Raw genomic sequence first — 22,890 nt, 5'->3', positions numbered from 1 at the left:
AATTAAAAATAAAACAATAGTTCATTCTAACGCATCTAATAATTTTAGCATAATGTCAAGTATTTTTCAATATATTTTTTATCTTATATGTAAACTATGCATTATTTTTGATTTTTTGTAAATTATTTTAAGCATATATTATGTATTATGTACAACTTTCCAATATAAAATCCATTTTTTTCATTTATAGGTCTAATTTTCTATAGAAAATTATGTCCTAATAACATACCTATACTTAATTATAATTCCATAAGAAAATACTTGTAAACAATTAGATTTATACAAAAATCTACTAAATATACAAAATAAAGACCATAAATAAATTTAACTTGGAATTTTAAGTCTTAAACTTTTTCCAGTATAAATTATATCTATGGTCTTTATAAGATAAAATTTCTACTATAACTAATACATAAATTTTTATTACATATTAGGAATTTAATTATCTTAATATATTGTCTGCAAATTGTGGAGTAGGTAAACCAAATCCTCCTGCAACCTCAAGTAAATCTCCTGTTATAAATGATGAATCATCACTAGCATAGAATAAAACTGCTTTTGCTATATCATCTGGTTTTCCTATACGATTTAAAGGAACATGTTTTAGAAATTCTTTTATGAATTCTGGAGACATATTATCTAATGCAGCCTTAGTTGCAATAAGACCTGGAAGTACAGCATTACATCTAACATTATCTTTTGCATATTGTGTTGCTATGTTTTGAGTTAATGAATTAATTGCTGATTTTGACACACAGTAAGCTATTCTAGATAAATCAGGCAACACTGAACCTATACTCGATATATTTATTATACTTCCCTTTCCGTTCTTTATCATATGAGGAATTGCTGCTTTACATGGTAAGTACACACTCTTCAAATTAGTATTTACTGTGTCAAAAAAATTATCTGTATCACCAGTCAAAAGGTCTCTATCAAGAGAAGGGTTTGTTGAACCAAAATTGTTTACAAGTATATCTATCTTACCTTCTTTTTTAACTACCTCTTCTATCATTGAAGTAAAAGTTTCTTCTTCACGAGCATTAAAGTATACAAACTTAGCACAGCCACCTTCTGTACTTATTTTATTTATAACTTCATTAGCCAGTTCTTCTGAACGAGCTGCTAAATATACAATTGCTCCATTTTTTGCTAATATCTCTGCTGATGCTAATCCAATACCTTTTGTTGCTGCAGTAACTACTGCAATTTTTCCCTGTAATTTTTCCATTATTAATTCCTCCTTAAATATGTCCTTTAAAGTCTACAAATTTCGATTTTTCTAAATATCTAACTTATTTTAAAATTTATATTTGTTAATTAATTATTTATTACATTTTATTTTTAAAATACTCATGTAATTTTTTAAAACAATATGTAATTTTTTACAGTTCCACTTAATTATATACCTTATATACATACATTACAATAATTGTTTATATTTTAATTTAATAATAATATTAAATTAAAATATCATTACATACTATATGATACCCTTAATTTAATACTATTATAGAAATTTTTTTTATTTTATAAAAATATTTTCTTTATAACTCTAGATGTACTCTATAATTTGTTACAAATAAAAAAGATACCCATTGGGTATCTTTTTAAAGAAACTACTTAACTTCTACTTTAGCTCCAGCAGCTTCTAATTTTTCTTTTATTTGATCAGCTTCTTCTTTAGAAGCTCCTTCTTTAACTGTCTTAGGAGCATTGTCAACTACTTCTTTAGCTTCTTTTAATCCTAATCCTGTTATTTCTCTAACTGCTTTTATAACTCCAACTTTTGAAGAACCAACTTCAGCTAATACTACATCAAATTCAGTTTTTTCTTCAGCAGCTGGTCCACCAGCAGCTGCACCAGCTACCATTACTGGAGCTGAAGCTGATACACCGAATTTTTCTTCAGCAGCTTTAACTAATTCATTTAATTCTAAAACTTTCATATTTTCTATAGCTTCTAATATTTGTTCTATTGTCATTTTTAGCACCTCCGAATTTTATTTCAAATTAATATTTATAATTTTTTAGTTAAGCAATTAAGCTTCTTCTTGACCTTCTGCCTTTTTCGCTATTGCATCTATTAAATATGCGAAGTTTGATACTGGAGCTTTTAAGCTACCAAGTAATTTAGCGATAAGAACTTCTCTTGATGGTATGTTAGCCATTTCAACAATTTTAGATTCATCATAGAATGTACCTTCCACAATACCCATCTTTAATTTCATTTTTGGATGAGAATCCATGAATCCTTTTAATATTCTAGCTGGAGCAACTGGATCATCATATCCAAATGCTATAGCATTAGTTCCAACTAATAATTCATCATTGAATTGCTCTATACCAACTTCTTTAGCTGCTCTTCTAACCAAAGTATTTTTGTATACTTTGTAATCTACACCAGCTTCTCTCATTTGTTTTCTTAACTCAGTTACTTCTTCAACTGTTAATCCTTTGTAATCTACAACAACAGCAGCAGCAGATTTTTGTAACTTTTCAACTATCTCAGAAACAACTTCTGATTTAATTTCTATAGCTTTTCTCATATAGATGTGCACCTCCTTCACCAAATAGGCTTAGTATTTACCGCAACATTATAAAAAGCTTTTGTTGCCAAAAGTAGACATCAAAAGCTTTAGTAATATCAATTTATCTAAAACCTCGGTGGGATATTAAGCTTTCGCACCCACTATCTACGGCAAATCTATTCTTTTTTACATTGACAAATGATATGATAACATTTTTGTCAACCTGTGTCAACAGTTTTATTATTCAGCTGTTCTTGCTGGGTTTATTTTAACTCCAGGTCCCATTGAAGAAGCTACTGTTATACTTCTTAAATATTGCCCTTTAGCAGCAGCTGGCTTAGCTTTTATTATAGCATCCATTAATGCAGTAAAGTTTTCAGTTAATTTTTCTCCACCAAATGATACTTTTCCTACTGGAACGTGTATTATGTTAGTTTTGTCTAATCTATATTCAACTTTACCAGCTTTTATTTCATCTATAGCTTTAGCTACATCAAATGTAACTGTTCCTGATTTAGGGTTTGGCATTAAACCTTTAGGTCCTAATACTCTACCTAATCTACCTACTACACCCATCATGTCTGGAGTAGCAACTACTATATCAAAGTCAAACCAGTTCTCACCTTGTATTTTTTGAACTAATTCTTCAGCTCCTACAAAGTCAGCACCAGCTTGTTCAGCTTCTTTAGCTTTTTCACCTTTAGCAAAAACTAAAACTCTTTTAGTTTTACCAGTTCCATGAGGTAACACAACTGCACCTCTTACTTGTTGGTCAGCATGTCTTGAGTCAACACCTAATTTAATATGTGCTTCTACTGTCTCATCAAATTTAGCTCCAGCTATATCTGAAACTAATGTTAACGCTTCTGATGCATCATAGAATTTAGTTCTATCTACTTTTTGTAATGCACCTGCATATCTTTTACCTTTTTTAGCCATTTTATTTTCCTCCTCGTGGTTAATTTCGGCTTTTCGCCTCCCACTTTATAAAAAAAAGTGTATCTTTTAATTAGTCTTCTATTACAACACCCATGCTTCTAGCAGTACCAGCTATCATACTCATAGCAGCTTCTACTGATGCAGCATTTAAGTCAGGCATTTTTAATTCAGCTATTTCTCTCACTTGAGCTGAAGTCATTTTAGCAACTTTCTTTTTGTTTGGTTCTCCAGAACCTGATTTTAAGTTTAATGCTTTTTTAATTAAAACTGCAGCTGGTGGAGTTTTTGTTATGAAACTGAATGATCTATCTTGATATACAGTTATAACAACTGGTATTATCATTCCAGCTTGATCTGCAGTTTTAGCATTAAATTCTTTTGTGAATCCCATTATATTAACACCATGTTGTCCTAATGCTGGTCCAACTGGTGGCGCTGGAGTAGCCTTTCCTGCAGGTATTTGTAATTTTATTTGACCTATAACTTTTTTAGCCATTTTGAGCGCACCTCCTCAGATTTTTCTATAAAATAGTATTAGATTTTTTCTATACCTTCAAGCTCTATTACAAATAGAGTCCTTTTACCAAATGCATTTATGCATACTTTGACTTCTCTATTTTCTAAGTCAATTTCTTCTATGTTTCCTATTTGTCCACTAAATGGTCCTTGGGATACTTTTACTGTATCTCCTATTTCAAAATCAATATCACCATTTACTACTTTAGGGTCTTCTGTATCTATCCCCATAGCTTTGACTTCATCTTCACTTAATGGCACTGGTTTTGAACCAGGTCCAACGAAACCTGTAACTCCCTTAGTATTTCTTACTACATACCAAGATTCATCAGTTATTATCATTTTAACCAAGACATAACTTGGATAAACTTTACGTTGTCTAGTTTTTTCTTTTCCAGTTTTAGTAGTTTCCACTACTTCTTCTGTTGGAACAACTACTTGTCTTATGCAGTTTTCCATACCTCTTGTTTTAACTGCTTTCTCAATTGTAGCTTTAACTTTATTTTCATGTCCTGAATAGGTATGAACTACATACCAACTTGCTTCTTGTAATTCTGACATTTAACTTACCTCTTTTCGTCTATTTTAGTAATAACGCTAGTGCACCAGATAATATAGTGTCTATGCCCCATACTAATATAGTGCATGAAATAACTACAGTTAAAACTATACTTGTGTTTTTAAACAGTTCCTTTTTTGTCGGCCATGTAACTCTTTTTAATTCTTGTTTAGTTTCTTTTAAGTATCCAAATAAACTAAACCTTTTTTTAGTTTTTGCACCGTCATTTTTTTGGGCAGCCATTCCATACTCACATCCTTATAAAAAACTATTTTGTTTCTTTATGAGTTGTATGCTTTTTACAGAATCTACAATATTTTTGTAATTCTATTCTGTCTGGATTATTTTTCTTATTCTTAGTAGTGTTGTAGTTTCTTTGCTTACACTCTGTACATGCTAAAGTTACTTTAACTCTCATCTGATACACCTCCAACTTTGTAATACAATAATATATATTGCTAATATATGTGAATATAATATCTTTAAAATATGTATTTATTAAAAATCTACAGTATTCAAGATATTATTAACTTCCTATAATCATTACCTTGTATAAGTTATCACAAAATCCTATGCTGTGTCAATGTTTTTGTATTTCTATGTTAAAAAAAGAGGAGCCTAACCCCTCTTTTTGTTATTCTTTTTAATCCATCAGTTTAGTAATAAGAATTACTCTATTATTGTAGCAACAACTCCTGAAGCTACTGTTCTTCCACCTTCTCTTATTGAGAATCTTAATCCCTCTTCTACAACTATTGAGTTTATTAAGTCTACTTCCATTGTTACGTTATCTCCAGGCATTACCATCTCTATTCCTTCTGGTAACTTACAAGCTCCTGTTACGTCTGTTGTTCTAAAATAGAATTGTGGTCTATATCCATCAAAGAATGGTGTATGTCTTCCACCCTCTTCTTTTTTAAGTACATATACTTCTGCTGTAAACTTTGTGTGTGCCTTTACTGATCCAGTTTTTGCTAGTACTTGTCCTCTTTCTATTTCGTTTCTTTGTACTCCTCTTAATAATGCTCCTATATTATCCCCTGCTTGTGCTTGGTCTAATAATTTTCTGAACATCTCTACTCCTGTTACTACTACTTTTCTTGGAGCTTCTGTTAATCCTACTAACTCTACTTCGTCTTGTACTTTTAATACTCCTCTTTCCACTCTTCCTGTTGCAACTGTTCCTCTTCCTGTGATTGAGAATACGTCCTCTACTGGCATTAAGAATGGCTTATCTGTATCTCTCTCTGGTGCTGGTATATACTCATCTATTTGCTCGAATAATTCTACTATCTTATCTCCCCACTCACTCTTTGGATCTTCTAATGCCATTAATGCTGATCCTCTTACTATTGGAGTGTCATCTCCTGGGAAATCATATTCTGTTAATAAATCTCTTACTTCCATTTCTACTAACTCTAATAACTCTTCGTCATCTACCATGTCACATTTGTTTAAGAATACTACTATATATGGTACACCAACTTGTCTTGATAATAGTATATGCTCTCTTGTTTGTGGCATTGGTCCATCTGTTGCTGAACAAACTAATATTGCTCCGTCCATTTGTGCTGCTCCTGTTATCATGTTCTTAACGTAGTCAGCATGTCCTGGGCAGTCAACGTGTGCATAGTGTCTGTTTGGAGTTTCATACTCAACGTGTGCTGTTGATATTGTGATTCCTCTTTCTCTTTCTTCTGGAGCTTTATCTATGTTTGCAAAGTCTACTGCTTCTCCTAATTGGTATCTGTCATATAATGTTTTTGTTATTGCTGCTGTTAATGTAGTTTTACCGTGGTCAACGTGTCCTATTGTCCCTATATTAACATGAGGTTTTGTTCTTTCGTATTTAGCTTTAGCCATTTTGAATTTCCTCCCTTATCTTTCGATATAAATTAATTTTGCTCACAATAAGCTTATGGTAAGTATTTTACTATTAATCATTTCTGTTTTCAAGATGTTTTTCTAATTTTCTCTTAACCCTTTGTAAAGCGTTATCTATTGACTTTACATCTCTTTTAAGCTTGTCCGCTATAAACTGGTATGACTTTCCATTTAAATATAATTCTAGCACTTCTAATTCCAAGTCACTTAATAATTCGTTCATCTTGGATTCTATATTCCTTAACTCTTCTTTACTAATTATAAGCTCTTCTGGATCTGTTACTATACTTGTAGCTATAATATCTAAAAGTGTTCTGTCTGATTCTTCATCATATATTGGTTTATTCAAAGAAACATATGAATTTAAAGGTATATGTTTTTGTCTTGTTGCAGTTTTTATAGCAGTTATTATTTGTCTTGTTATACATATCTCCGCAAAACATTTAAATGAATTTGTCTTGCTTCCATCAAAATCTCTAACTGCCTTATAAAGGCCTATCATTCCTTCTTGTATTATGTCTTCTTTATCTGCTCCAATCAAAAAATATGACTTTGCCTTTGCTTTTACAAAATTTCTGTATTTGGTAATAATGTACTCTAGTGCTATTTTATCCCCTTCACTTGCTCTTAATACAATGTTATACTCATCCTGCTGACAATTGTCTATTAACTCATAACTTTTTTCTTTTGCTACCAACATGTAAATCTCCCCCATATATAAAACAAATTTATAGGTATATTATAGTCTAAAGAAGCTAGTAATTTCAACGCTTTCTACGAATGTTCTCAAGTTTCGACAATGTTTCCTTATCTAACCTTTCCTCCAACCAATTTCGCTGAATTTTTTTCCTCAAACCGATATTTTTTTCCTTCATTTTATTCTTGGAGCGATCTAACTCTAACTTTAATTCTCTTGCAGACATTCTAGTAGCACCTTTTCCTAAAATCATTTGTTGTTCTGCATAGTCATTAGTAGCTACTTTTACATCATCATATTTTGATAAAGAAGTTATAAATTTTTCTATATAACTATCCGCTGTTTGATGTTCTCTTGTATAAACTATTGTTATATGTTTTCTTTTCTCAACTTTTTCTCTTGAATTCTTAACATTATAAGCATCAAAAACTATTATAGTCTTATAACCCATAAACTCAGAAAATTCTATAATATCATCAATAAGCTTTTCTCGAGAATCTTCTAAGTCCTCTTTAGCCAGTTCTTTTAAATTATCCCACGCATTTATAATATTGTAGCCATCTATTATTAAGTAATGATTTATTTTTTTTTTCATAGTTATTTACTTTTATCCAGTCTTTGTCTGAATATCTCATATAAAAGTATACCACCTGCTACAGATGCATTTAAAGATGTAACATTACCTATCATTGGCATTTTTACTATAAAGTCACAGTTTTGTTTAACCAATCTAGATATTCCAAAACCTTCACTTCCAATTACTACACCAAGAGGGCCAGTAAGATTTTGTTTATAAAAAGTTTCTCCATCCATATCAGCAGCAGCAATCCACAGCCCTTCATCCTTGAGTCTTTTTATTGTATTAACTATATTAGTTACCTTGCAAACTGGCATATACTCCACTGCTCCAGCAGATGCTTTAGCAACTACAGGAGTTATTTGTACAGACCTTCTTTTGGGAATAATAACTCCATGTGCCCCTACTGCATCCGCTGTCCTTATTATTGAACCTAAATTATGTGGATCTGTTATTTCATCTAGTATAATGAAAAATGGGTCTTCATCTTTATTCTTTGCTAAATCTATTAACTCGTCTAATTCGTAATACTTATATTCACTTGCATAGGCTATTACACCTTGATGTGAATGACTTGTACTTACTTCATCTAGCTTATGTTTATCAACGTACTGGATAATTATGTTCTTCTCTTTAGCCATTCCGATTATTTTTTTAATTGACCCTTCTTTAGCTGAATTTGCAATTAATATTTTGTCTATTTCTCTATCACTTTTTATTGCCTCTATTACCGGATTTCTTCCTTCTATACTTGCCAAACTATTCACCTCCTACAAGGCCTTAAATTTTTCTCTAACTTGAACTATATCTCCACAAGTCATAGTTCCTTCTGGACAACTACCATTTACACAGCTTGGACCAGTTTTTTTGAATAATATAGGAGCAACCTTTTTAACCTCTCTTAACATCTCTACAGCTAAATTTCTTATTTCCCATTGTGCTCTTTCACAGCATCTATGTTCAAAGAAATTAAATAAACTTCTAGCATTTATAGTAAATACCATCTTTGTTTCACATGCATTTGGAAACACATATCTAGCATCTTCTATTGCTTTCTTTTCAGCCTGTCTTTTTGCTGTTTTCTCATTTTTACCATCTTTTATTAGGTCATTATAATGATTTTCAAACAATATCTCAACTAACTTATCATAATTCTCTTGGTCTTTTTTCATTGAGTTTATAAATAACTCTTTTGCATTTTCTATTTTTTCTATTTCTGGAGGAATTATGTACTCAAATTGTTCTAATTTAACATATCTTTGACTTTGTTGTGAAAAACTAGCTATACGATGTCTAACAATTTGATGTGAACAAGCTCTTGAAATACCCTCTATTGAAAATGTAAATGAAGCATGTTCTAATATTGACCCATGACCTATACTTAATAACATATTTAAAAATTTCTCTATACTTTCATCTGTTAAGTCTTTTTCTATTTCGTCTGTTCCAACTGGTGAATAACATAGCTTAGCTGCCATAGCTATTACTTTTTCTGGTTCAGGTGTATGTGATATTAATTTTACTTTCATAAATTCTTATCCTTTCTCAATGCTAATTTCTATATATTTATTATACATTAGTTATAAAAAAAGTGTTGCCTTATTACTTATTATTAAGACAACACTCTTTAATATTTACATATCTCTTTCAATAATTTTGATTCCTTTATTGATAATATATTGAAGTCTCTCTATTTCATTATTTAAATACAAATATCCAACTAATGCCTCAAACCCAGTTGCATGTTTATAGTCTATAATATCTGCGTTTTTAGGAGAAGTATTTGATTTTTGATTTCTTCCCCTTTTATAAATTTTACTCTCTTCCTCAGTTAATTCAATTTCAATTTCATGAATTATGGTTGCTTGAGCTTTAGCTTTTACATACTTTATAGCTAGTTTATGCAAATCATTAACTTTTTTTTGTGTATTTTGTCTAATCAAATGTTCTCTTATATATGTTTCATACACTGTATCACCTAAGTATGCTAAAACTAGTGGTGACATAGTAACTAATTCAGTTTTTTCCATTTTTATATCCTTTTCCACTTAACACCTTGTCTTGTGTCTTCTAATACAATTCCCATATCTAATAATTGTTGTCTTATATCATCTGCTAATTGGAATTCTTTATTTTTCTTTGCATCAGTTCTTTTTTGTATCAATTCTTCAATGTCCTTATCTAATACAGTATCTTTTTTCTTATTTACAATATTTAATACTCCTGTAAGTTCATTAAATTCGTCTAAACATTTTTTAGCAAACTCTAAAGAAGAGTTTTCATCTACATTAGAATTTATTAACTTAGCTAATTCAAATATTACACTTACTGCATCTGCTGTATTAACATCATCATCCATAGCATCTATAAACTTTTGTCTAAAGTTATCTAATTCTTTAACAAGTTCTACTTCTTTTTCTGTTAAATAAGAGGCTTTTAAATTACTTAGTATAAATTCTAATTTTTCTTTAGTATTATATAGCCTTTCAAGACCAGCTTTAGCTTGATTTAACATCTCATCACTAAAGTTTACTGGATTTCTATAATGTGCTGATAACATGAAAAATCTTACTATCTCTAAATCATATAGTTTTGATATATCTCTTACTGTAAAGAAATTACCTTTTGATTTACTCATCTTTTCATCATTTATATTTATATATCCATTATGCATCCAATATTTTGAGAATATTTTTCCACTTCTAGCTTCACTTTGAGCTATTTCGTTTTCATGGTGTGGGAATGTTAAATCTTGACCACCTGCATGTATGTCAATTGTTTCACCTAAGTATCTCTTAGACATAACAGAACATTCTATATGCCATCCTGGTCTTCCTTCTCCCCAAGGACTATCCCATCCTGGCTCACCTTCTTTTTTTGCTTTCCAAAGAACAAAGTCCATAGGATGTCTTTTTTGGTCATTAACTTCAATTCTTGCTCCTGCTTCTAAATCTTCTTGTTTTTGACCTGAAAGCTTTCCATACCCTTCAAACTTATTTGTATCAAAGTATACATCGCCATTTACTGCATATGCATATCCCTTATCTTCTAACTCTTTTATAAAATCTATAATCTGTTGTATGTTATCTGTAACCTGAGGATGAACAGTAGCTCTTTTTATTCCTAATCCATCACAATCTACAAAATATTCTTTTATATACTTAGTAGCAACTTCTTCTGGAGATATCCCTTCTTCGTGGCTTCTATTTATAATCTTATCATCAACATCTGTAAAATTTTGTACATAAGTTACATCATATCCTCTATACTCTAAATACCTTCTTAGAGTATCAAATATTATAAATGGTCTTGCATTACCTATATGTATATAGTTATACACTGTTGGACCACACACATACATTTTTACCTTTCCTTCTTCTAATGGAACAAATTCTTCTTTTGTTCTAGTCAATGTATTATAAACTTTCACACTCATCACCTCACTATATTTTTATAAATTATTTTCTTAACATTATATATTATATTATAGTTGAAAATTGCAATAAATAATAGTATTACTATCATTTTTCATACTATCTTTCAAACTACATAATAATACTATTCTCTATTGCTCTTCTAAAAATATCTTTTTTTGAGAAGAACATTTTTCAAAAGTTTCTTCTGTAATCATTTTTTCATCTTTTAATTTTTCTAAAATTGTAACATATTCTAAGCATAGCTCCTTTAATTCCTTTTTAACATCATCCATATTACTATACATAGTAATTACCCCCTTAATAATTAAATCAAACTAAAATAATAGATTCCCTTTTTCTATGCTTAATATTTTATTAGTTTATTATTCATATTTTATTTATATTTTTGCTTTGCTTTTTATATATTAAATTTATTACCTTAAATACCTTCATTTTCTTAAGCAGATATTTTCATCAAATACTAACACAAAAAAAGTCCGCTTCTAAATTAGCGGACTTTTATGACTATAATATATTATTTTTTACATAAGCTATTCTATTTAAGCAAGTTTCTTTTCCCAAAACCTCCATTACTTTTGGTAAATCTGGACCATGCATTTGCCCTGTCAAAATTATTCTTGAACCCATAAATAAATTTTTCCCTTTTATTTTGTACTCTTTTTGTATTTCTTTAAGCATAGCTTGAACAAACTCAGCATCTAATACATCTGCTTTTTCTATTTTTTCTTGCAAAGCATCTATTAAAGTAGGTATATGTTCTAATTTTAAGAACTCACTTCCTTCTTCAGTTTCTACATCTATTTTATCTCCAAAAAATATACATGCATGTTCAGTAACTTCTTTTACATATTGTAATTTCTCTTTAAGCACTGATATCATACTCTTTAAAAAATCATACTTACTAGTAACTTCTTCTTCTGTTATAAATCCATCTTCTATTAAAAATGGTATTGCTAAATCTGTTAGATAAGCATCATCACCATCTTTTATATAGTGCTGATTAACCCAGTTTAACTTTTCAGTATCGAATACTCCACCACTTTTAGATACTCTTTCTACAGAGAAGGCTTTTTCTAATTCTTCCATTGTAAACAACTCTTGATTATCTTCTGGAGACCAACCAACTAATGCTACATAGTTTACCAAACCTTCTGGTAAATATCCTTTTTTCTTGAAGTCTTCAACTGCTACATCACCTTGTCTTTTACTTAATTTTTTCTTTTCTTTATTAAGTATATTTGGTAAATGCACAAAGACAGGTGCTTCCCATCCAAAAGCTTCGTATAAATAAACATGTTTTGGAGTAGATGATACCCACTCTTCTCCTCTTATAACATGTGTGATTTTCATTAAATAGTCATCAACAACTACTGCAAAATGATAAGTTGGAAATCCATCTGTTTTCATTAATACTTGGTCATCTAAGTCATTAGTATTGAATTCCATATCTCCTCTAACTAAATCTGTAAACTTAATTGTATGATTCTCTGGCAACCTTAATCTTATAACATATGGTATTCCTGCTTTTATATTTGCTTCTACTTCTTCTTTAGAAAGATTCTTACAATGACCATCATATTTAGCTGTTTCTCCTGCTGCTCTTTGAGCATCTCTTACTTTGTCTAGTCTTTCTTTTGTACAGAAACAGTAATAAGCCTTTCCACTGTCTAAAAGTTGCTTTATATATTCTTGGTATATATCTAATCTCTGTGATTGAATATATGGACCATATTCTCCTTTTTGCACTACTTTTCGACTATCATCTAATATAACACCTTCATCATGATTGACACCAGCCCATTTCATAGCATTAAGCATATTCTCTATAGCACCTTCTACTAATCTACTTTGGTCTGTATCTTCTACTCTTAATATATATTCTCCGCCCATTTTTTTTGCAAATAAATAGTTGTATAAAGCAGTTCTTAAACTACCTATATGTACAAATCCCGTTGGACTTGGTGCAAACCTTACTCTTACATTCATTTTTACTTCCTCCTGATATTTTATTCAATATAACTATAATATTAAACTAGTACATTGTTTTGCAAGTTTATTTTTAATCAAATCTAATAATAATATCCTTTTTATTTAAAAATACACATGTTTATTATATCAGAAAATCCTAGTTTTAATTTCATAAATCTTTCTTTTAATCCATTTATTTTCTAAAAATTAAAAGTACTCTTTATTACTATTCATTTATATTTATTATTTACTTTATTGTATATCTATATAACAAATATATTTTTCTTTCATTATATATAATTATTAAAAATAGTTCTCTACTATATTCTTTTTATATAAGCATCTATAAGTTATTTTATAAGACATCTGCAAATACGATTTTTTTGCTCATAAAAATAAAAACTGGGATAAAGTGTTAAATACTTTCTATCCCAGTTTTTATTTAAATGTCTTATTTTAGTAAGCTTTTGCCATTACAACCATACTATCTGCTTCTTTTCCACAGTACACACACTTATGACCTAAGTTTTCTTGTTCAAAAGGTAAGCATCTTATAGTTGCTCCTGTTTCTTCCTTAATCTTAGCTTCACATTCTGCATCTCCACACCACATAGTCTTGATGAATCCTGGTTTTTCTTCTAAAGCTTTTCTAAACTCATCCATATTTTCAACTACAGATGTATTGTCTTCTCTATGTTTTCTTGCTTTTTCAAACATATCATTGTGTATAACATCAAATAAATCACATACAGCATCAGCTAATCCTTCTAAAGGCATAGGAGTCTTTTCTAAAGTATCTCTTCTGAATATCATAGCTTGATTGTTTTCTATATCTTTTGGTCCAATTTCAATTCTTACTGGAACACCTTTCATCTCCCACTCATTAAATTTCCATCCAGTTGTATAATTATCTCTATCATCAACTTCTACAGCTACTCCCTTAGCTTTTAAATCAGCATATATCTTATCAACAGTCTCCATTACATTTCCTTTTTTAGCAGCTATAGGAACTATAACAACTTGAATTGGAGCTACTCTTGGTGGTAATACTAGACCTCTGTTATCACTATGAGTCATTATAAGTCCACCTATAAGTCTTGTAGATGCACCCCAAGATGTATGATATGGATTAGCTAAATTTCCTTCTCTATCAGCAAAAGTAATATCAAAAGCTTTTGTAAAGTGTTGACCTAAGAAGTGACTTGTACCTGATTGTAATGCTTTACCATCATGCATCATAGCTTCTATAGTATATGTTCTTTCACCACCTGCAAACTTCTCACTTTCACTTTTTTGACCAGCTACAACTGGCATTGCAAGTAATTCTTCACATAATGCTTTATATACTTCTAATTGTTGTATTGTTTCTTCTTGTGCTTCTTCTGCTGTTTCATGTAATGTATGACCTTCTTGCCATAAAAACTCTGATGTTCTTAAGAAAGGTCTAGTTGATTTTTCCCATCTAACAACTGAGCACCATTGATTATAAAGATATGGTAATTCTCTATATGATTTTAACCATTTCGCATACATTGTACATATTATAGTCTCTGAAGTAGGTCTTACACACAATCTTTCTTCTAATTTTTTATTTCCTCCATGTGTTACCCATGCAACTTCTGGAGCAAAACCTTCAACGTGCTCTGCTTCTTTGTTTAATAAACTTTCTGGTATTAATAGTGGGAAATAACAGTTTTTATGTCCAGTTTCTTTAAATTTTTTATCCATAAAGTCTTGCATTTTTTCCCATAAAGCATATCCATATGGCTTTACAACCATAAATCCTTTTACTGGTGCATAATCAACTAAGTCAGTCTTAGTTATTACATCTGTATACCATTGAGGGAAATCATCTTCCATTTTTGTTATTTCTTCAACAAATTGTTTTTCATTTTTTGCCATTTCAATTACCTCCTCATTTATTATATTTTATAAAAAAACACCATTTTATCTTTTTATATAGATAAAATGGTGTTTATAAAGTACAACTCTGATTATCTATATAATAGCCTTCTTTAAGTTACTATCCTAATCTAACATTATTTCTGATAAACTCTGCCTTTACTTTTGCATTTATTTCTTCTATGTCAATTATTTCTTTATCTTCTTTATGTCTAAATTTAAATTCTACTTTACCTTCATTAATATTTTTACCTACTGTAATTCTCATAGGTATTCCTATTAATTCTGAATCATTGAATTTAACACCTATTCTTTCATCTCTGTCATCTAATAAAACTTCTACACCCATAGCTTGTAAATCATTATATATCTTTTCAGCTATTGATATTTGTTCCTCATTTTTCATATTTGCTGGAACTATCACAACATGGTATGGAGCTACTGACAAAGGCCATATTATACCTTTCTCATCATTATGTTGTTCAATTATAGCTGCTGCTGCTCTTTCAACACCTATTCCATAACATCCCATTACTATAGGTTTTGATTTTCCATCTTTATCTATGAAGTTTGCATTCATAGATTCTGAGTATTTAGTTCCTAGTTTAAATATATGTCCTACTTCAACACCTCTAGCTATTTCAAGAGGATTCCCACATACTATGCACTTGTCACCTTCTTGAACATTTCTAAAATCTCCAACTATTCCTTCAAAATCTCTTCCATAGTTGGCATTCTTTATATGATACTCAGTTTTATTAGCCCCAACAACAATATTTCTTTGTTCAACAATTTCTTTATCTATAAATACATAATCAGCATTTATACCTATTGGGCCTGCAAATCCTACTTCTGCATTAGTTACTTTTCTCACTACATCATCTGTAGCAAGAGCAAATTCTACAACAGAACCTATAGCATTAGATACTTTAACTTCATTAACTTCTCTATCTCCTCTTACAACAACTACAACTGTTTTTCCATCTGCCTCATATACTAAAGTCTTAGCAAACTTATCTGGAGAAGTCTTTAAAAACTCTACTAACTCTTTTATTGTGCATGCTCCTGGTGTATGAGCTTCTTCCAATTCCTTCATATCTTCTTTTTCTGATACTACATTACAAGATTCTGCTCTCTCTACATTTGCTGCATAATCACATCCACTACAAAATACAACTTCATCTTCACCAACTTCTGACTTAACCATAAATTCAGCTGAAGTAGAACCTCCTATAGCTCCTGAATCTGCCTGTACAGGGCTATTCTCTAATCCACATCTATCAAATATGCTTACATATGCATCAAACATATCTTGATATGATTTATCTAGACCTTTATCATCTACATCAAAACTGTAGGCATCCTTCATTGTAAAAGTCTTAGTTCTCATAACACCAAATCTTGGTCTTCTTTCATCCCTATATTTTACTTGTATTTGATACAAATTCAATGGCAATTGTTTATATGAAGTAATTTCTTGTCTTATTATATCAGTGAAGGCTTCTTCATGTGTTGGTCCAAGACAGTACTCTCTTTCTGTTCTATCTTTTAGTCTAAACATTTCTTCACCCATAGCAGTCCACCTTCCAGACTCTTTCCATAATTCAGAAGGAAGTAAAGCTGCACAAAGTATTTCTTGACAATCTTTTTTATTTAATTCTTCTCTAATTATTTGTTCAATTTTTTTGAACACTCTTAGCCCTATTGGCAATTGGTTATAAATCCCTGAAGTCATTTTTTTAATCATTCCTGACCTAACCATTAATTGATGGCTTGTAATCTCAGCATCTGCTGGGATTTCTTTTAATGTCGGCATAAACATCTTTGACATTTTCATTAATAGATTCCTCCTGAATATTAACTTCCTGAAAATATAAAAAACCTCTCATCTCTATACAAGTATAGAGACGAAAGGTTTGATTTCCGCGGTACCACTCTAGTTAGCTATATAAATAGCTCTCTTTTGGGAATATAACGGTTCCTACCGTAAAGATTTTTATACCTTTAAGCTAAAAGACAGGTTCAAAGACTTCCTCTTGAAAACTCTCACCACCGTTTTCTCTCTGTGAAGATTTCATCATTTTACTATTTCTTTATCATAGCTAGTCTTATATTTATATTAATTTCATTTAAATTCACACATTATAGATATTCCATATAGGCCTATTACTCAATATCCATTAAACTTATTACTAATAATATATTAATTATTCTGACTTGTCAACAATAATAAACAAATACTTTGTGAAGCTATACCCTGTTTTGCTCCTGTAAAACCAAGACCTTCTTCTGTAGTTGCCTTTATGTTTATATTTTCAATATCTGTATTTAAAACTTTTGATATATTATTTCTCATAATCTCAATATACGGAGCCATCTTAGGACTTTGAGCAATTATAGTACTATCTATATTCCCAATTTTATATCCTTTGCTTGTTATTAGATTATATACATGTTCTAATAATTTCATACTATCTGCTCCCTTATATTCTTCATCTGTATCTGGGAAATGCTTCCCTATATCTCCTAAAGCTAAAGCTCCTAAAATAGAATCCATTATTGCATGTATCAATACATCAGCATCAGAGTGGCCTAATAAACCTTTATCATATGGTATATCTACTCCACCTATTATAAGTTTTCTATCTTCTGTTAATTTGTGTACATCATATCCTAATCCTATTCTCATATAATTCTCCTTCTACTGTTAACTTCATCTCTTTTTTCCATATTTAATATTTGTTCTGCTATATTTAAATCTTCTGGACTAGTTATTTTTATGTTTTCATAAGAGCCCATTACCATAGTAACATTTTGACCTATATTTTCCACCAACATTGAGTCATCAGTACCATAATAATTGTTCTTATATGCTTGTTCATAAGCATCTATTATGAGATTATATTCAAAAGTTTGAGGGGTTTGCGCTGCCCACAACAAACTTCTTTCTGGAGTTTCTTGTACCGTACCATCTGACACTATTTTTATAGTATCACTTACTGGAACACCTACAACTACAGCCTTTTTTTCTTTAGCCACCTTTATAGATTCGTTAATTATTCTATGGTCTACAAATGGTCTTGCTCCATCATGAATAAGTACTATATCACAATTTTTATCTAATTTTTTTAAGCCATTATATATAGAATCTTGTCTTTCTTTTCCTCCATATGCGATTTTTATATTCTTAAAGTTATACTTATTTATTATATTTTCTTTAAAAAAATCTTCTTCTTCTTTTTTTATACATACCACTATTTCATCTATATTTATATTTTCATAAAAAACTTGAATTGTATGAGCAATAATTTCTTTTTCTCTTAATTTTATGAACTGTTTGTTTATATCTAAGTTCATTCTCCTTCCGCTTCCCGCCGCAACAATTATAACACTATACATGGTATCACCTCGTATTTTATTTTTAACCATCATTTATTAAAACTTTTAATATTTTTTATTTTAACCATATGATTAATTATATATTAAATTTTCAGTTGTATAAATAGTTAATGTCTATTTGCTAATGAAAAACTTGTATATTTATTACAATATATATTGATTTTTCAATAGTCTTGTTTTTAATTTTACAACTTTGTAATGGTTTATTAATATGCAAAAATATTAAAAACCTCCAGTTTGATATAAGATAATTTTATCAAATTAGAGGTTTTATATTAAAATATTAAATTAATTAAATTTATGTAATGTGGATAATTTTTTAAAATACTATTTTTTATTTCTTCTTTAGAGAAATTCACTTCTAACAACTTATCCATATTAATTATGTTATCCTCATAAGAAATAAAAAATTTTGATATCTTCCATTTGTTAACATGTATATTGATTTTACTCTCATCATGAAATGGTAGTACTACTTGAAATTTAGGTGTTTTACCATATGTCCACTCTATCTTTTTATATTTGTCTTCTTCTAGATTGTATACGCTTTTAACATCTTCTTCATCTAATTCAAGTTCTTTTATATTTTTTATATTGGATTTTAAATATTCAACACAATAATCTAAAAAGTAATTTATATCTTTTTCAAGCAAAAAATTAATATTTGTCACTTTACTTGAAACAGATTTAGTTGCATTCGATTCAGTTGATTTATTTGAATTTAGATATTTAGTCAGCTTATTTAAGTCTGAATCGTAAAGAAGAGTTCCATGATAAAGAGAATTTTTTCTTTTTATAGACTGTGCAGAGCCTGAAATTTTTTTCCCATTTAAAAATAAATCTTTTCTTTCAGTTATAGACACATCTAGCCCTAAGGTTAAGAGCATATTTTGCATAAACTTAGTATGCTCCAGAAAATCTATCTCATGAAGCTGTCTATCTTTTTGTATGAATGACATATTAATATTACCTAAATCATGATAAACAGTACCTCCTCCAGATATTCTTCTTAAAATAGGAATTTCTCCCTTTTCAATAATATCATGATATACTTCTTGATATGGATTTTGATTCTTACCCATAAAAATAGATTCCTCATTTCTCCATATAATTATAATATCATCATTATATTTATCATTCAAAAATAGATATTCTTCTAAGGCTAAATTAAAGTAAGGATTTGTGCTTTTGTTTAATAAGTAATACATAGAAATGTAGACTCCTTTTTTATTTTATCTTATTGCTTATTTTAGACTCAAATAAATTTATATACTATTAGATTTCATATTTTATTTCTTAGCTATTAAACTTATTATATCATTATAAACTCTCTTAATATCACTGAATATCTATATTTTCACATTACTTTTAAAATTTTATCTAGTTTATTTATCCTGACCATATACATTAAAAAATACATCTCTAGCTCTTTGAATTTCTTCATCTGGTAATAACACTGGTGTACCAATTGATTTTGCTAAGTAATATACTTTAGCTGAATCTTCTAACATTACAGCTGATGTAAGAGCATGACCTACAGATGGACCAACTGCAATTACGCCATGATTTGCTAAAAGACATGCTCTTTTGTCACCAATTGCTTCAATAACACATTTTCCCATCTTGTTGGATGTTGGTGGTGAAAATTTTGCAACTGGTACTGAACCTCCTACTTCATTTGCAAGAGTTGTACTTGCACATGCTATAGGTTCATTTAAAATAGCAAAACAACTTGAGTATGTAGAATGTGTATGAATTATACTATTTATGTCTTTTCTATGCTTATATATATACAAGTGGTCTGGTAAATCTACTGATGCTTTCCATTTCCCATCTATAGTATTTCCATCTGCATCCACTATAACAATATCACTTGGTATAAGATTTCTATAATCCATTCCACTTGGGGTAATTGCTATATATCCAGTTTCTTCATCTCTTCCGCTTACATTTCCTCCTGTTAATGTCACTAAATTATAATTTAAAAGGTCTAAAGATGCCTGTAATACTTCTTTTCTTAATTTTTCTAATAACATTAGTTAAATCCTCCCATTCATTATAGATATAGCCTTATACATCCTAATTGTGTTTTAATCACTTAGATATTTTGTTTCAATTTTAATTGAAAATTCCAAAAATTTAATATAAAACTTAAATTTACTCCTTATTAATAGAGATTACGTCTATTTTCATTTTTAATTTTTTATACCCTCTTATTCTTGAGTGCTTTATTTCTAAACTTTAATGATTCTGGATATAAGTACTCTTCTAACTCAACAAAATAATCATATAATTCTATACTATTATTAAACATATTTGTTCTTATCCAATATCTACCTTTAAAAAGGCTTCCATCATTAATTTTTAGATAAATTTTTTTATTATAAAATTCTCTTATTCTTATCTTTTCTATATCTTTAATTTCATACTTATGTGTAGTCATAAATGAGATAAAATGTATACATTTGCTATCAATAATAATTTCTTTAGGAGTACTTGATGATATAAAAGTATTGAATATACCATAAGTACAAACAATTATTAACAAACTATATATATTCACACTGAAATTTATATAATTATTAAACAGTGCATAAATCAATATTAAAATCATAAAAAATCCTGGTATTGTAACACTAAGTAAGTACCTTTTAGAATCATATTTATACTTTTCCATAATTCATACACTCCTTAATGAAGTTGTTTTTAGATTTCTTCTTCTAAAGATAATTTTTTATTTTCATTTATTATTCTATTTCTATTATAAATAGCCATTCCTAAAGCTATAACTCCAAAAACTACTCCTCCAATAACTTTATAATTCATAATTTTTACGAATATCCAGCTCAATGGATTCGCACCATCACAAATACTTGAAATCATAGTTGCTCCTTCAGGCATTTTAAAGCTAGCATTTAGAGCCATTTGGGTAAATAATGGAGCTAAATTAGTCGCGATTAATAACCCAGAAGTAATTATAATTATTCCTATTATTAATGTTCTAAATACATTTCCTTTTGTAATTGGAACAATTAATACAAGTGCAAATGGAATTACTGCTAAATCTGCAAATGGCAAAACTTTATTCCCTGGCAATATAGCTGCTATAAGTATAGTCAAAGGAACCAACACTAATGCAACTGACAATGTAACAGGATGACCTATTCCTACTGCTGAATCTAAACCTATATAAATCTTACCTCTATTTTTAAATCTCTTCTCAATAAATTCCTGTGCAGCTTCTGATACTGGTAATAATCCTTCCATTAATAATGCCGCCATCTTTGGAATTAATATTAATACAGCTCCCATAGTTACACCCAATTGTAATATGCCTTTTACATCATATTTCGCAGCAATACCAATTATTACACCTATTACAGACCCCATTATTAGAGGTTCTCCAAATAATCCAAACTTTTTCTGTAATGTATCAGCATTTATCTCAATCTTATTTATACCTGGTATTAAGTCCAATAATTTATTTACTACTATAGCAATTGGAACAAATGCCTGTGTAAATCCATGAGGAAGAGATATACCGGGCATCCCCAAATATTCCTCTATACCTGGAGCAGTTAAGTCTGCCATTACCAATACAATTACCATATTTGCTACTGCTGCAAATACTCCCCATGCTATACTTTGAGTAGCACCTGCTACTAAAGCTCCTGTAAAAGCAAAATGCCAATAGTCCCATATATCTACATCAACAGTTTGAGTAGTATTAGTAATTAGCATAACTATATTTACCACAAGACCTATTGGAATAATTAAGGCTCCTACTGTTGATGCAAATGCTATAGCCGATGCTGCTGGCCAACCTACATCTATTATTGATAAACTTAACCCTAAATTCTTTACCATTTGTTGTGTAGCTGGACCTAAGTTATCTGTCAACAAAGCTATAATAGTATTAAGACCTATAAACCCAACTCCCACAGTTAAACCAGCTCTTAAAGATTTTCCAAGTTTCGTACCTAATATCAAACCAAAAATACATATTATTATTGGCATCATTACTTGCGCGCCTAGACCAACAATGAAATTTAATATCTTCATATAAATTCCCTCCACTATTTGATTTTCAGTCTCTAAAACTGAAAATTTTAGAGACCATGTTCCTTAAAAGTTCAAATTATAATTCTAATTTTTCCAATACATCTCTGATTAATTTATCCATTCCAATACCAGTTAAAAAAGGTAATCCATTTATCACAGGTGTTTTTATACTGCTAGACACTTGTGTAGTACAAATTATTAAATCATAGTCAGGTGCTTTTGATGCAACTTCTACTACTTTACATTGTGTAATATTAACCATATCCAATTTACCAATGTCTTGAAGTGCTTTCTTTAATTTGTTTATAGCAATTGTTGAAGTACATACTCCTGTTCCACATGCAACTAATATCTTTTTAGTCACATTATTCACCTCCATTAAAATTATTTTATTTTAAAGATACCTAATAGTTAGAAAT

26 protein-coding genes and 2 other annotated features are annotated in these 22,890 nt (G+C 29.6%); all 26 genes read right to left on the bottom strand.

Going from position 1 to position 22,890, the window contains the following annotated elements; all coding sequences use genetic code 11:
* Positions 1-442: 442 nt before the first annotated feature.
* Entirely contained in the window at positions 443-1,231 is a 789-nt protein-coding gene (locus KGF42_RS07395) for an SDR family oxidoreductase (RefSeq protein ID WP_107595222.1), read from the bottom strand.
* 388 nt (positions 1,232-1,619) lie between these two features.
* A complete protein-coding gene (gene rplL / locus KGF42_RS07390) occupies positions 1,620-1,985 on the bottom strand; it encodes a 50S ribosomal protein L7/L12 (RefSeq protein WP_021382505.1) in 366 nt (121 codons plus the stop codon).
* A gap of 57 nt (positions 1,986-2,042) precedes the next feature.
* The gene (rplJ, locus tag KGF42_RS07385) at positions 2,043-2,549 is read right to left on the bottom strand and encodes a 50S ribosomal protein L10 (protein WP_227826052.1); all 507 of its coding nucleotides are present in this window, start codon (positions 2,547-2,549) and stop codon (positions 2,043-2,045) included.
* Positions 2,550-2,591: 42 nt separating this feature from the next.
* Positions 2,592-2,720 (bottom strand) — a sequence feature (ribosomal protein L10 leader region).
* Between the two features lie 51 nt (positions 2,721-2,771).
* Positions 2,772-3,470 (bottom strand): 50S ribosomal protein L1, encoded by a 699-nt coding sequence (gene rplA / locus KGF42_RS07380; protein ID WP_003421188.1) that lies wholly within the window; start codon positions 3,468-3,470, stop codon positions 2,772-2,774.
* Between the two features lie 70 nt (positions 3,471-3,540).
* On the bottom strand, positions 3,541-3,966 hold the full coding sequence (gene rplK / locus KGF42_RS07375; RefSeq protein ID WP_003421189.1) for a 50S ribosomal protein L11: 426 nt from the start codon (positions 3,964-3,966) through the stop codon (positions 3,541-3,543).
* A 38-nt stretch (positions 3,967-4,004) separates the two neighbouring features.
* Positions 4,005-4,547 carry a transcription termination/antitermination protein NusG gene (gene nusG / locus KGF42_RS07370; RefSeq protein ID WP_054274272.1) on the bottom strand — a complete coding sequence of 181 codons (543 nt, stop codon included), beginning with the start codon at positions 4,545-4,547 and terminating at the stop codon, positions 4,005-4,007.
* A 19-nt stretch (positions 4,548-4,566) separates the two neighbouring features.
* Positions 4,567-4,788: a preprotein translocase subunit SecE gene (gene secE, locus KGF42_RS07365; protein WP_003429494.1), complete on the bottom strand. Its 222-nt coding sequence runs from the start codon at positions 4,786-4,788 to the stop codon at positions 4,567-4,569.
* Positions 4,789-4,813: 25 nt separating this feature from the next.
* A complete protein-coding gene (rpmG, locus tag KGF42_RS07360) occupies positions 4,814-4,963 on the bottom strand; it encodes a 50S ribosomal protein L33 (protein WP_003421192.1) in 150 nt (49 codons plus the stop codon).
* A 251-nt stretch (positions 4,964-5,214) separates the two neighbouring features.
* Positions 5,215-6,408, bottom strand: a complete 1,194-nt coding sequence (tuf, locus tag KGF42_RS07355; protein ID WP_009887863.1) for an elongation factor Tu — start codon at positions 6,406-6,408, stop codon at positions 5,215-5,217.
* A gap of 73 nt (positions 6,409-6,481) precedes the next feature.
* A complete protein-coding gene (gene sigH, locus KGF42_RS07350) occupies positions 6,482-7,129 on the bottom strand; it encodes an RNA polymerase sporulation sigma factor SigH (protein WP_054273052.1) in 648 nt (215 codons plus the stop codon).
* Positions 7,130-7,193: 64 nt separating this feature from the next.
* A complete protein-coding gene (locus KGF42_RS07345) occupies positions 7,194-7,721 on the bottom strand; it encodes an NYN domain-containing protein (RefSeq protein WP_054273051.1) in 528 nt (175 codons plus the stop codon).
* A gap of 2 nt (positions 7,722-7,723) precedes the next feature.
* Positions 7,724-8,461: a 23S rRNA (guanosine(2251)-2'-O)-methyltransferase RlmB gene (gene rlmB, locus KGF42_RS07340; RefSeq protein WP_054273050.1), complete on the bottom strand. Its 738-nt coding sequence runs from the start codon at positions 8,459-8,461 to the stop codon at positions 7,724-7,726.
* 12 nt (positions 8,462-8,473) lie between these two features.
* Complete coding sequence (thyX, locus tag KGF42_RS07335) at positions 8,474-9,232, bottom strand: FAD-dependent thymidylate synthase (protein ID WP_227822312.1); 759 nt, start codon at positions 9,230-9,232, stop codon at positions 8,474-8,476.
* Positions 9,233-9,337: 105 nt separating this feature from the next.
* Positions 9,338-9,733, bottom strand: coding sequence for a Mini-ribonuclease 3 (locus KGF42_RS07330; RefSeq protein ID WP_022615139.1), 396 nt, complete (start codon positions 9,731-9,733; stop codon positions 9,338-9,340).
* Between the two features lie 2 nt (positions 9,734-9,735).
* Entirely contained in the window at positions 9,736-11,133 is a 1,398-nt protein-coding gene (gene cysS / locus KGF42_RS07325) for a cysteine--tRNA ligase (protein WP_227822313.1), read from the bottom strand.
* A gap of 135 nt (positions 11,134-11,268) precedes the next feature.
* Entirely contained in the window at positions 11,269-11,424 is a 156-nt protein-coding gene (locus tag KGF42_RS07320; RefSeq protein WP_021382499.1) for a hypothetical protein, read from the bottom strand.
* Positions 11,425-11,644: 220 nt separating this feature from the next.
* Positions 11,645-13,126 carry a glutamate--tRNA ligase gene (gene gltX, locus KGF42_RS07315; protein WP_227822314.1) on the bottom strand — a complete coding sequence of 494 codons (1,482 nt, stop codon included), beginning with the start codon at positions 13,124-13,126 and terminating at the stop codon, positions 11,645-11,647.
* Positions 13,127-13,564: 438 nt separating this feature from the next.
* Complete coding sequence (gene proS / locus KGF42_RS07310) at positions 13,565-15,010, bottom strand: proline--tRNA ligase (protein WP_227822315.1); 1,446 nt, start codon at positions 15,008-15,010, stop codon at positions 13,565-13,567.
* A gap of 121 nt (positions 15,011-15,131) precedes the next feature.
* Positions 15,132-16,847 (bottom strand): proline--tRNA ligase, encoded by a 1,716-nt coding sequence (locus KGF42_RS07305; RefSeq protein WP_227826051.1) that lies wholly within the window; start codon positions 16,845-16,847, stop codon positions 15,132-15,134.
* A gap of 63 nt (positions 16,848-16,910) precedes the next feature.
* Positions 16,911-17,119, bottom strand: a binding site (T-box leader).
* A 94-nt stretch (positions 17,120-17,213) separates the two neighbouring features.
* On the bottom strand, positions 17,214-17,699 hold the full coding sequence (gene ispF / locus KGF42_RS07300) for a 2-C-methyl-D-erythritol 2,4-cyclodiphosphate synthase (RefSeq protein WP_227822317.1): 486 nt from the start codon (positions 17,697-17,699) through the stop codon (positions 17,214-17,216).
* Complete coding sequence (ispD, locus tag KGF42_RS07295; protein ID WP_054273040.1) at positions 17,696-18,409, bottom strand: 2-C-methyl-D-erythritol 4-phosphate cytidylyltransferase; 714 nt, start codon at positions 18,407-18,409, stop codon at positions 17,696-17,698. The genes ispF and ispD overlap by 4 nt, the downstream gene beginning before the upstream one ends.
* Before the next feature lie 275 nt (positions 18,410-18,684).
* Positions 18,685-19,617, bottom strand: a complete 933-nt coding sequence (locus KGF42_RS07290; protein ID WP_227826050.1) for a lipoate--protein ligase family protein — start codon at positions 19,615-19,617, stop codon at positions 18,685-18,687.
* Positions 19,618-19,794: 177 nt separating this feature from the next.
* On the bottom strand, positions 19,795-20,445 hold the full coding sequence (locus KGF42_RS07285; RefSeq protein ID WP_107595733.1) for a class II aldolase/adducin family protein: 651 nt from the start codon (positions 20,443-20,445) through the stop codon (positions 19,795-19,797).
* Positions 20,446-20,612: 167 nt separating this feature from the next.
* Complete coding sequence (locus tag KGF42_RS07280; RefSeq protein ID WP_054273037.1) at positions 20,613-21,086, bottom strand: hypothetical protein; 474 nt, start codon at positions 21,084-21,086, stop codon at positions 20,613-20,615.
* A 29-nt stretch (positions 21,087-21,115) separates the two neighbouring features.
* On the bottom strand, positions 21,116-22,471 hold the full coding sequence (locus tag KGF42_RS07275) for a PTS transporter subunit IIC (protein WP_227826049.1): 1,356 nt from the start codon (positions 22,469-22,471) through the stop codon (positions 21,116-21,118).
* Between the two features lie 76 nt (positions 22,472-22,547).
* Positions 22,548-22,850 carry a PTS sugar transporter subunit IIB gene (locus KGF42_RS07270; protein WP_054273035.1) on the bottom strand — a complete coding sequence of 101 codons (303 nt, stop codon included), beginning with the start codon at positions 22,848-22,850 and terminating at the stop codon, positions 22,548-22,550.
* Positions 22,851-22,890: the final 40 nt, after the last annotated feature.

It is taken from the genome of Clostridioides sp. ZZV15-6383, from assembly GCF_020657735.1.
Lineage (GTDB): Bacteria > Bacillota > Clostridia > Peptostreptococcales > Peptostreptococcaceae > Clostridioides > Clostridioides difficile_D.
This window is presented reverse-complemented; position numbering and strand designations above follow the sequence as displayed.

Excerpts from the sequence above, each read along its gene's own strand:
- KGF42_RS07395 (WP_107595222.1), bottom strand. The coding sequence starts at position 1,231 with ATGGAAAAATTACAGGGAAAAATTGCAGTAGTTACTGCAGCAACAAAA.
- rplL (WP_021382505.1), bottom strand. The coding sequence starts at position 1,985 with ATGACAATAGAACAAATATTAGAAGCTATAGAAAATATGAAAGTTTTA.
- rplJ (WP_227826052.1), bottom strand. The coding sequence starts at position 2,549 with ATGAGAAAAGCTATAGAAATTAAATCAGAAGTTGTTTCTGAGATAGTT.
- rplA (WP_003421188.1), bottom strand. The coding sequence starts at position 3,470 with ATGGCTAAAAAAGGTAAAAGATATGCAGGTGCATTACAAAAAGTAGAT.
- rplK (WP_003421189.1), bottom strand. The coding sequence starts at position 3,966 with ATGGCTAAAAAAGTTATAGGTCAAATAAAATTACAAATACCTGCAGGA.
- nusG (WP_054274272.1), bottom strand. The coding sequence starts at position 4,547 with ATGTCAGAATTACAAGAAGCAAGTTGGTATGTAGTTCATACCTATTCA.
- secE (WP_003429494.1), bottom strand. The coding sequence starts at position 4,788 with ATGGCTGCCCAAAAAAATGACGGTGCAAAAACTAAAAAAAGGTTTAGT.
- rpmG (WP_003421192.1), bottom strand. The coding sequence starts at position 4,963 with ATGAGAGTTAAAGTAACTTTAGCATGTACAGAGTGTAAGCAAAGAAAC.
- tuf (WP_009887863.1), bottom strand. The coding sequence starts at position 6,408 with ATGGCTAAAGCTAAATACGAAAGAACAAAACCTCATGTTAATATAGGG.
- sigH (WP_054273052.1), bottom strand. The coding sequence starts at position 7,129 with ATGTTGGTAGCAAAAGAAAAAAGTTATGAGTTAATAGACAATTGTCAG.
- KGF42_RS07345 (WP_054273051.1), bottom strand. The coding sequence starts at position 7,721 with ATGAAAAAAAAAATAAATCATTACTTAATAATAGATGGCTACAATATT.
- thyX (WP_227822312.1), bottom strand. The coding sequence starts at position 9,232 with ATGAAAGTAAAATTAATATCACATACACCTGAACCAGAAAAAGTAATA.
- KGF42_RS07330 (WP_022615139.1), bottom strand. The coding sequence starts at position 9,733 with ATGGAAAAAACTGAATTAGTTACTATGTCACCACTAGTTTTAGCATAC.
- KGF42_RS07320 (WP_021382499.1), bottom strand. The coding sequence starts at position 11,424 with ATGTATAGTAATATGGATGATGTTAAAAAGGAATTAAAGGAGCTATGC.
- gltX (WP_227822314.1), bottom strand. The coding sequence starts at position 13,126 with ATGAATGTAAGAGTAAGGTTTGCACCAAGTCCAACGGGATTTGTACAT.
- proS (WP_227822315.1), bottom strand. The coding sequence starts at position 15,010 with ATGGCAAAAAATGAAAAACAATTTGTTGAAGAAATAACAAAAATGGAA.
- KGF42_RS07305 (WP_227826051.1), bottom strand. The coding sequence starts at position 16,847 with ATGAAAATGTCAAAGATGTTTATGCCGACATTAAAAGAAATCCCAGCA.
- ispF (WP_227822317.1), bottom strand. The coding sequence starts at position 17,699 with ATGAGAATAGGATTAGGATATGATGTACACAAATTAACAGAAGATAGA.
- ispD (WP_054273040.1), bottom strand. The coding sequence starts at position 18,409 with ATGTATAGTGTTATAATTGTTGCGGCGGGAAGCGGAAGGAGAATGAAC.
- KGF42_RS07290 (WP_227826050.1), bottom strand. The coding sequence starts at position 19,617 with ATGTATTACTTATTAAACAAAAGCACAAATCCTTACTTTAATTTAGCC.
- KGF42_RS07285 (WP_107595733.1), bottom strand. The coding sequence starts at position 20,445 with ATGTTATTAGAAAAATTAAGAAAAGAAGTATTACAGGCATCTTTAGAC.
- KGF42_RS07280 (WP_054273037.1), bottom strand. The coding sequence starts at position 21,086 with ATGGAAAAGTATAAATATGATTCTAAAAGGTACTTACTTAGTGTTACA.
- KGF42_RS07275 (WP_227826049.1), bottom strand. The coding sequence starts at position 22,471 with ATGAAGATATTAAATTTCATTGTTGGTCTAGGCGCGCAAGTAATGATG.
- KGF42_RS07270 (WP_054273035.1), bottom strand. The coding sequence starts at position 22,850 with ATGGAGGTGAATAATGTGACTAAAAAGATATTAGTTGCATGTGGAACA.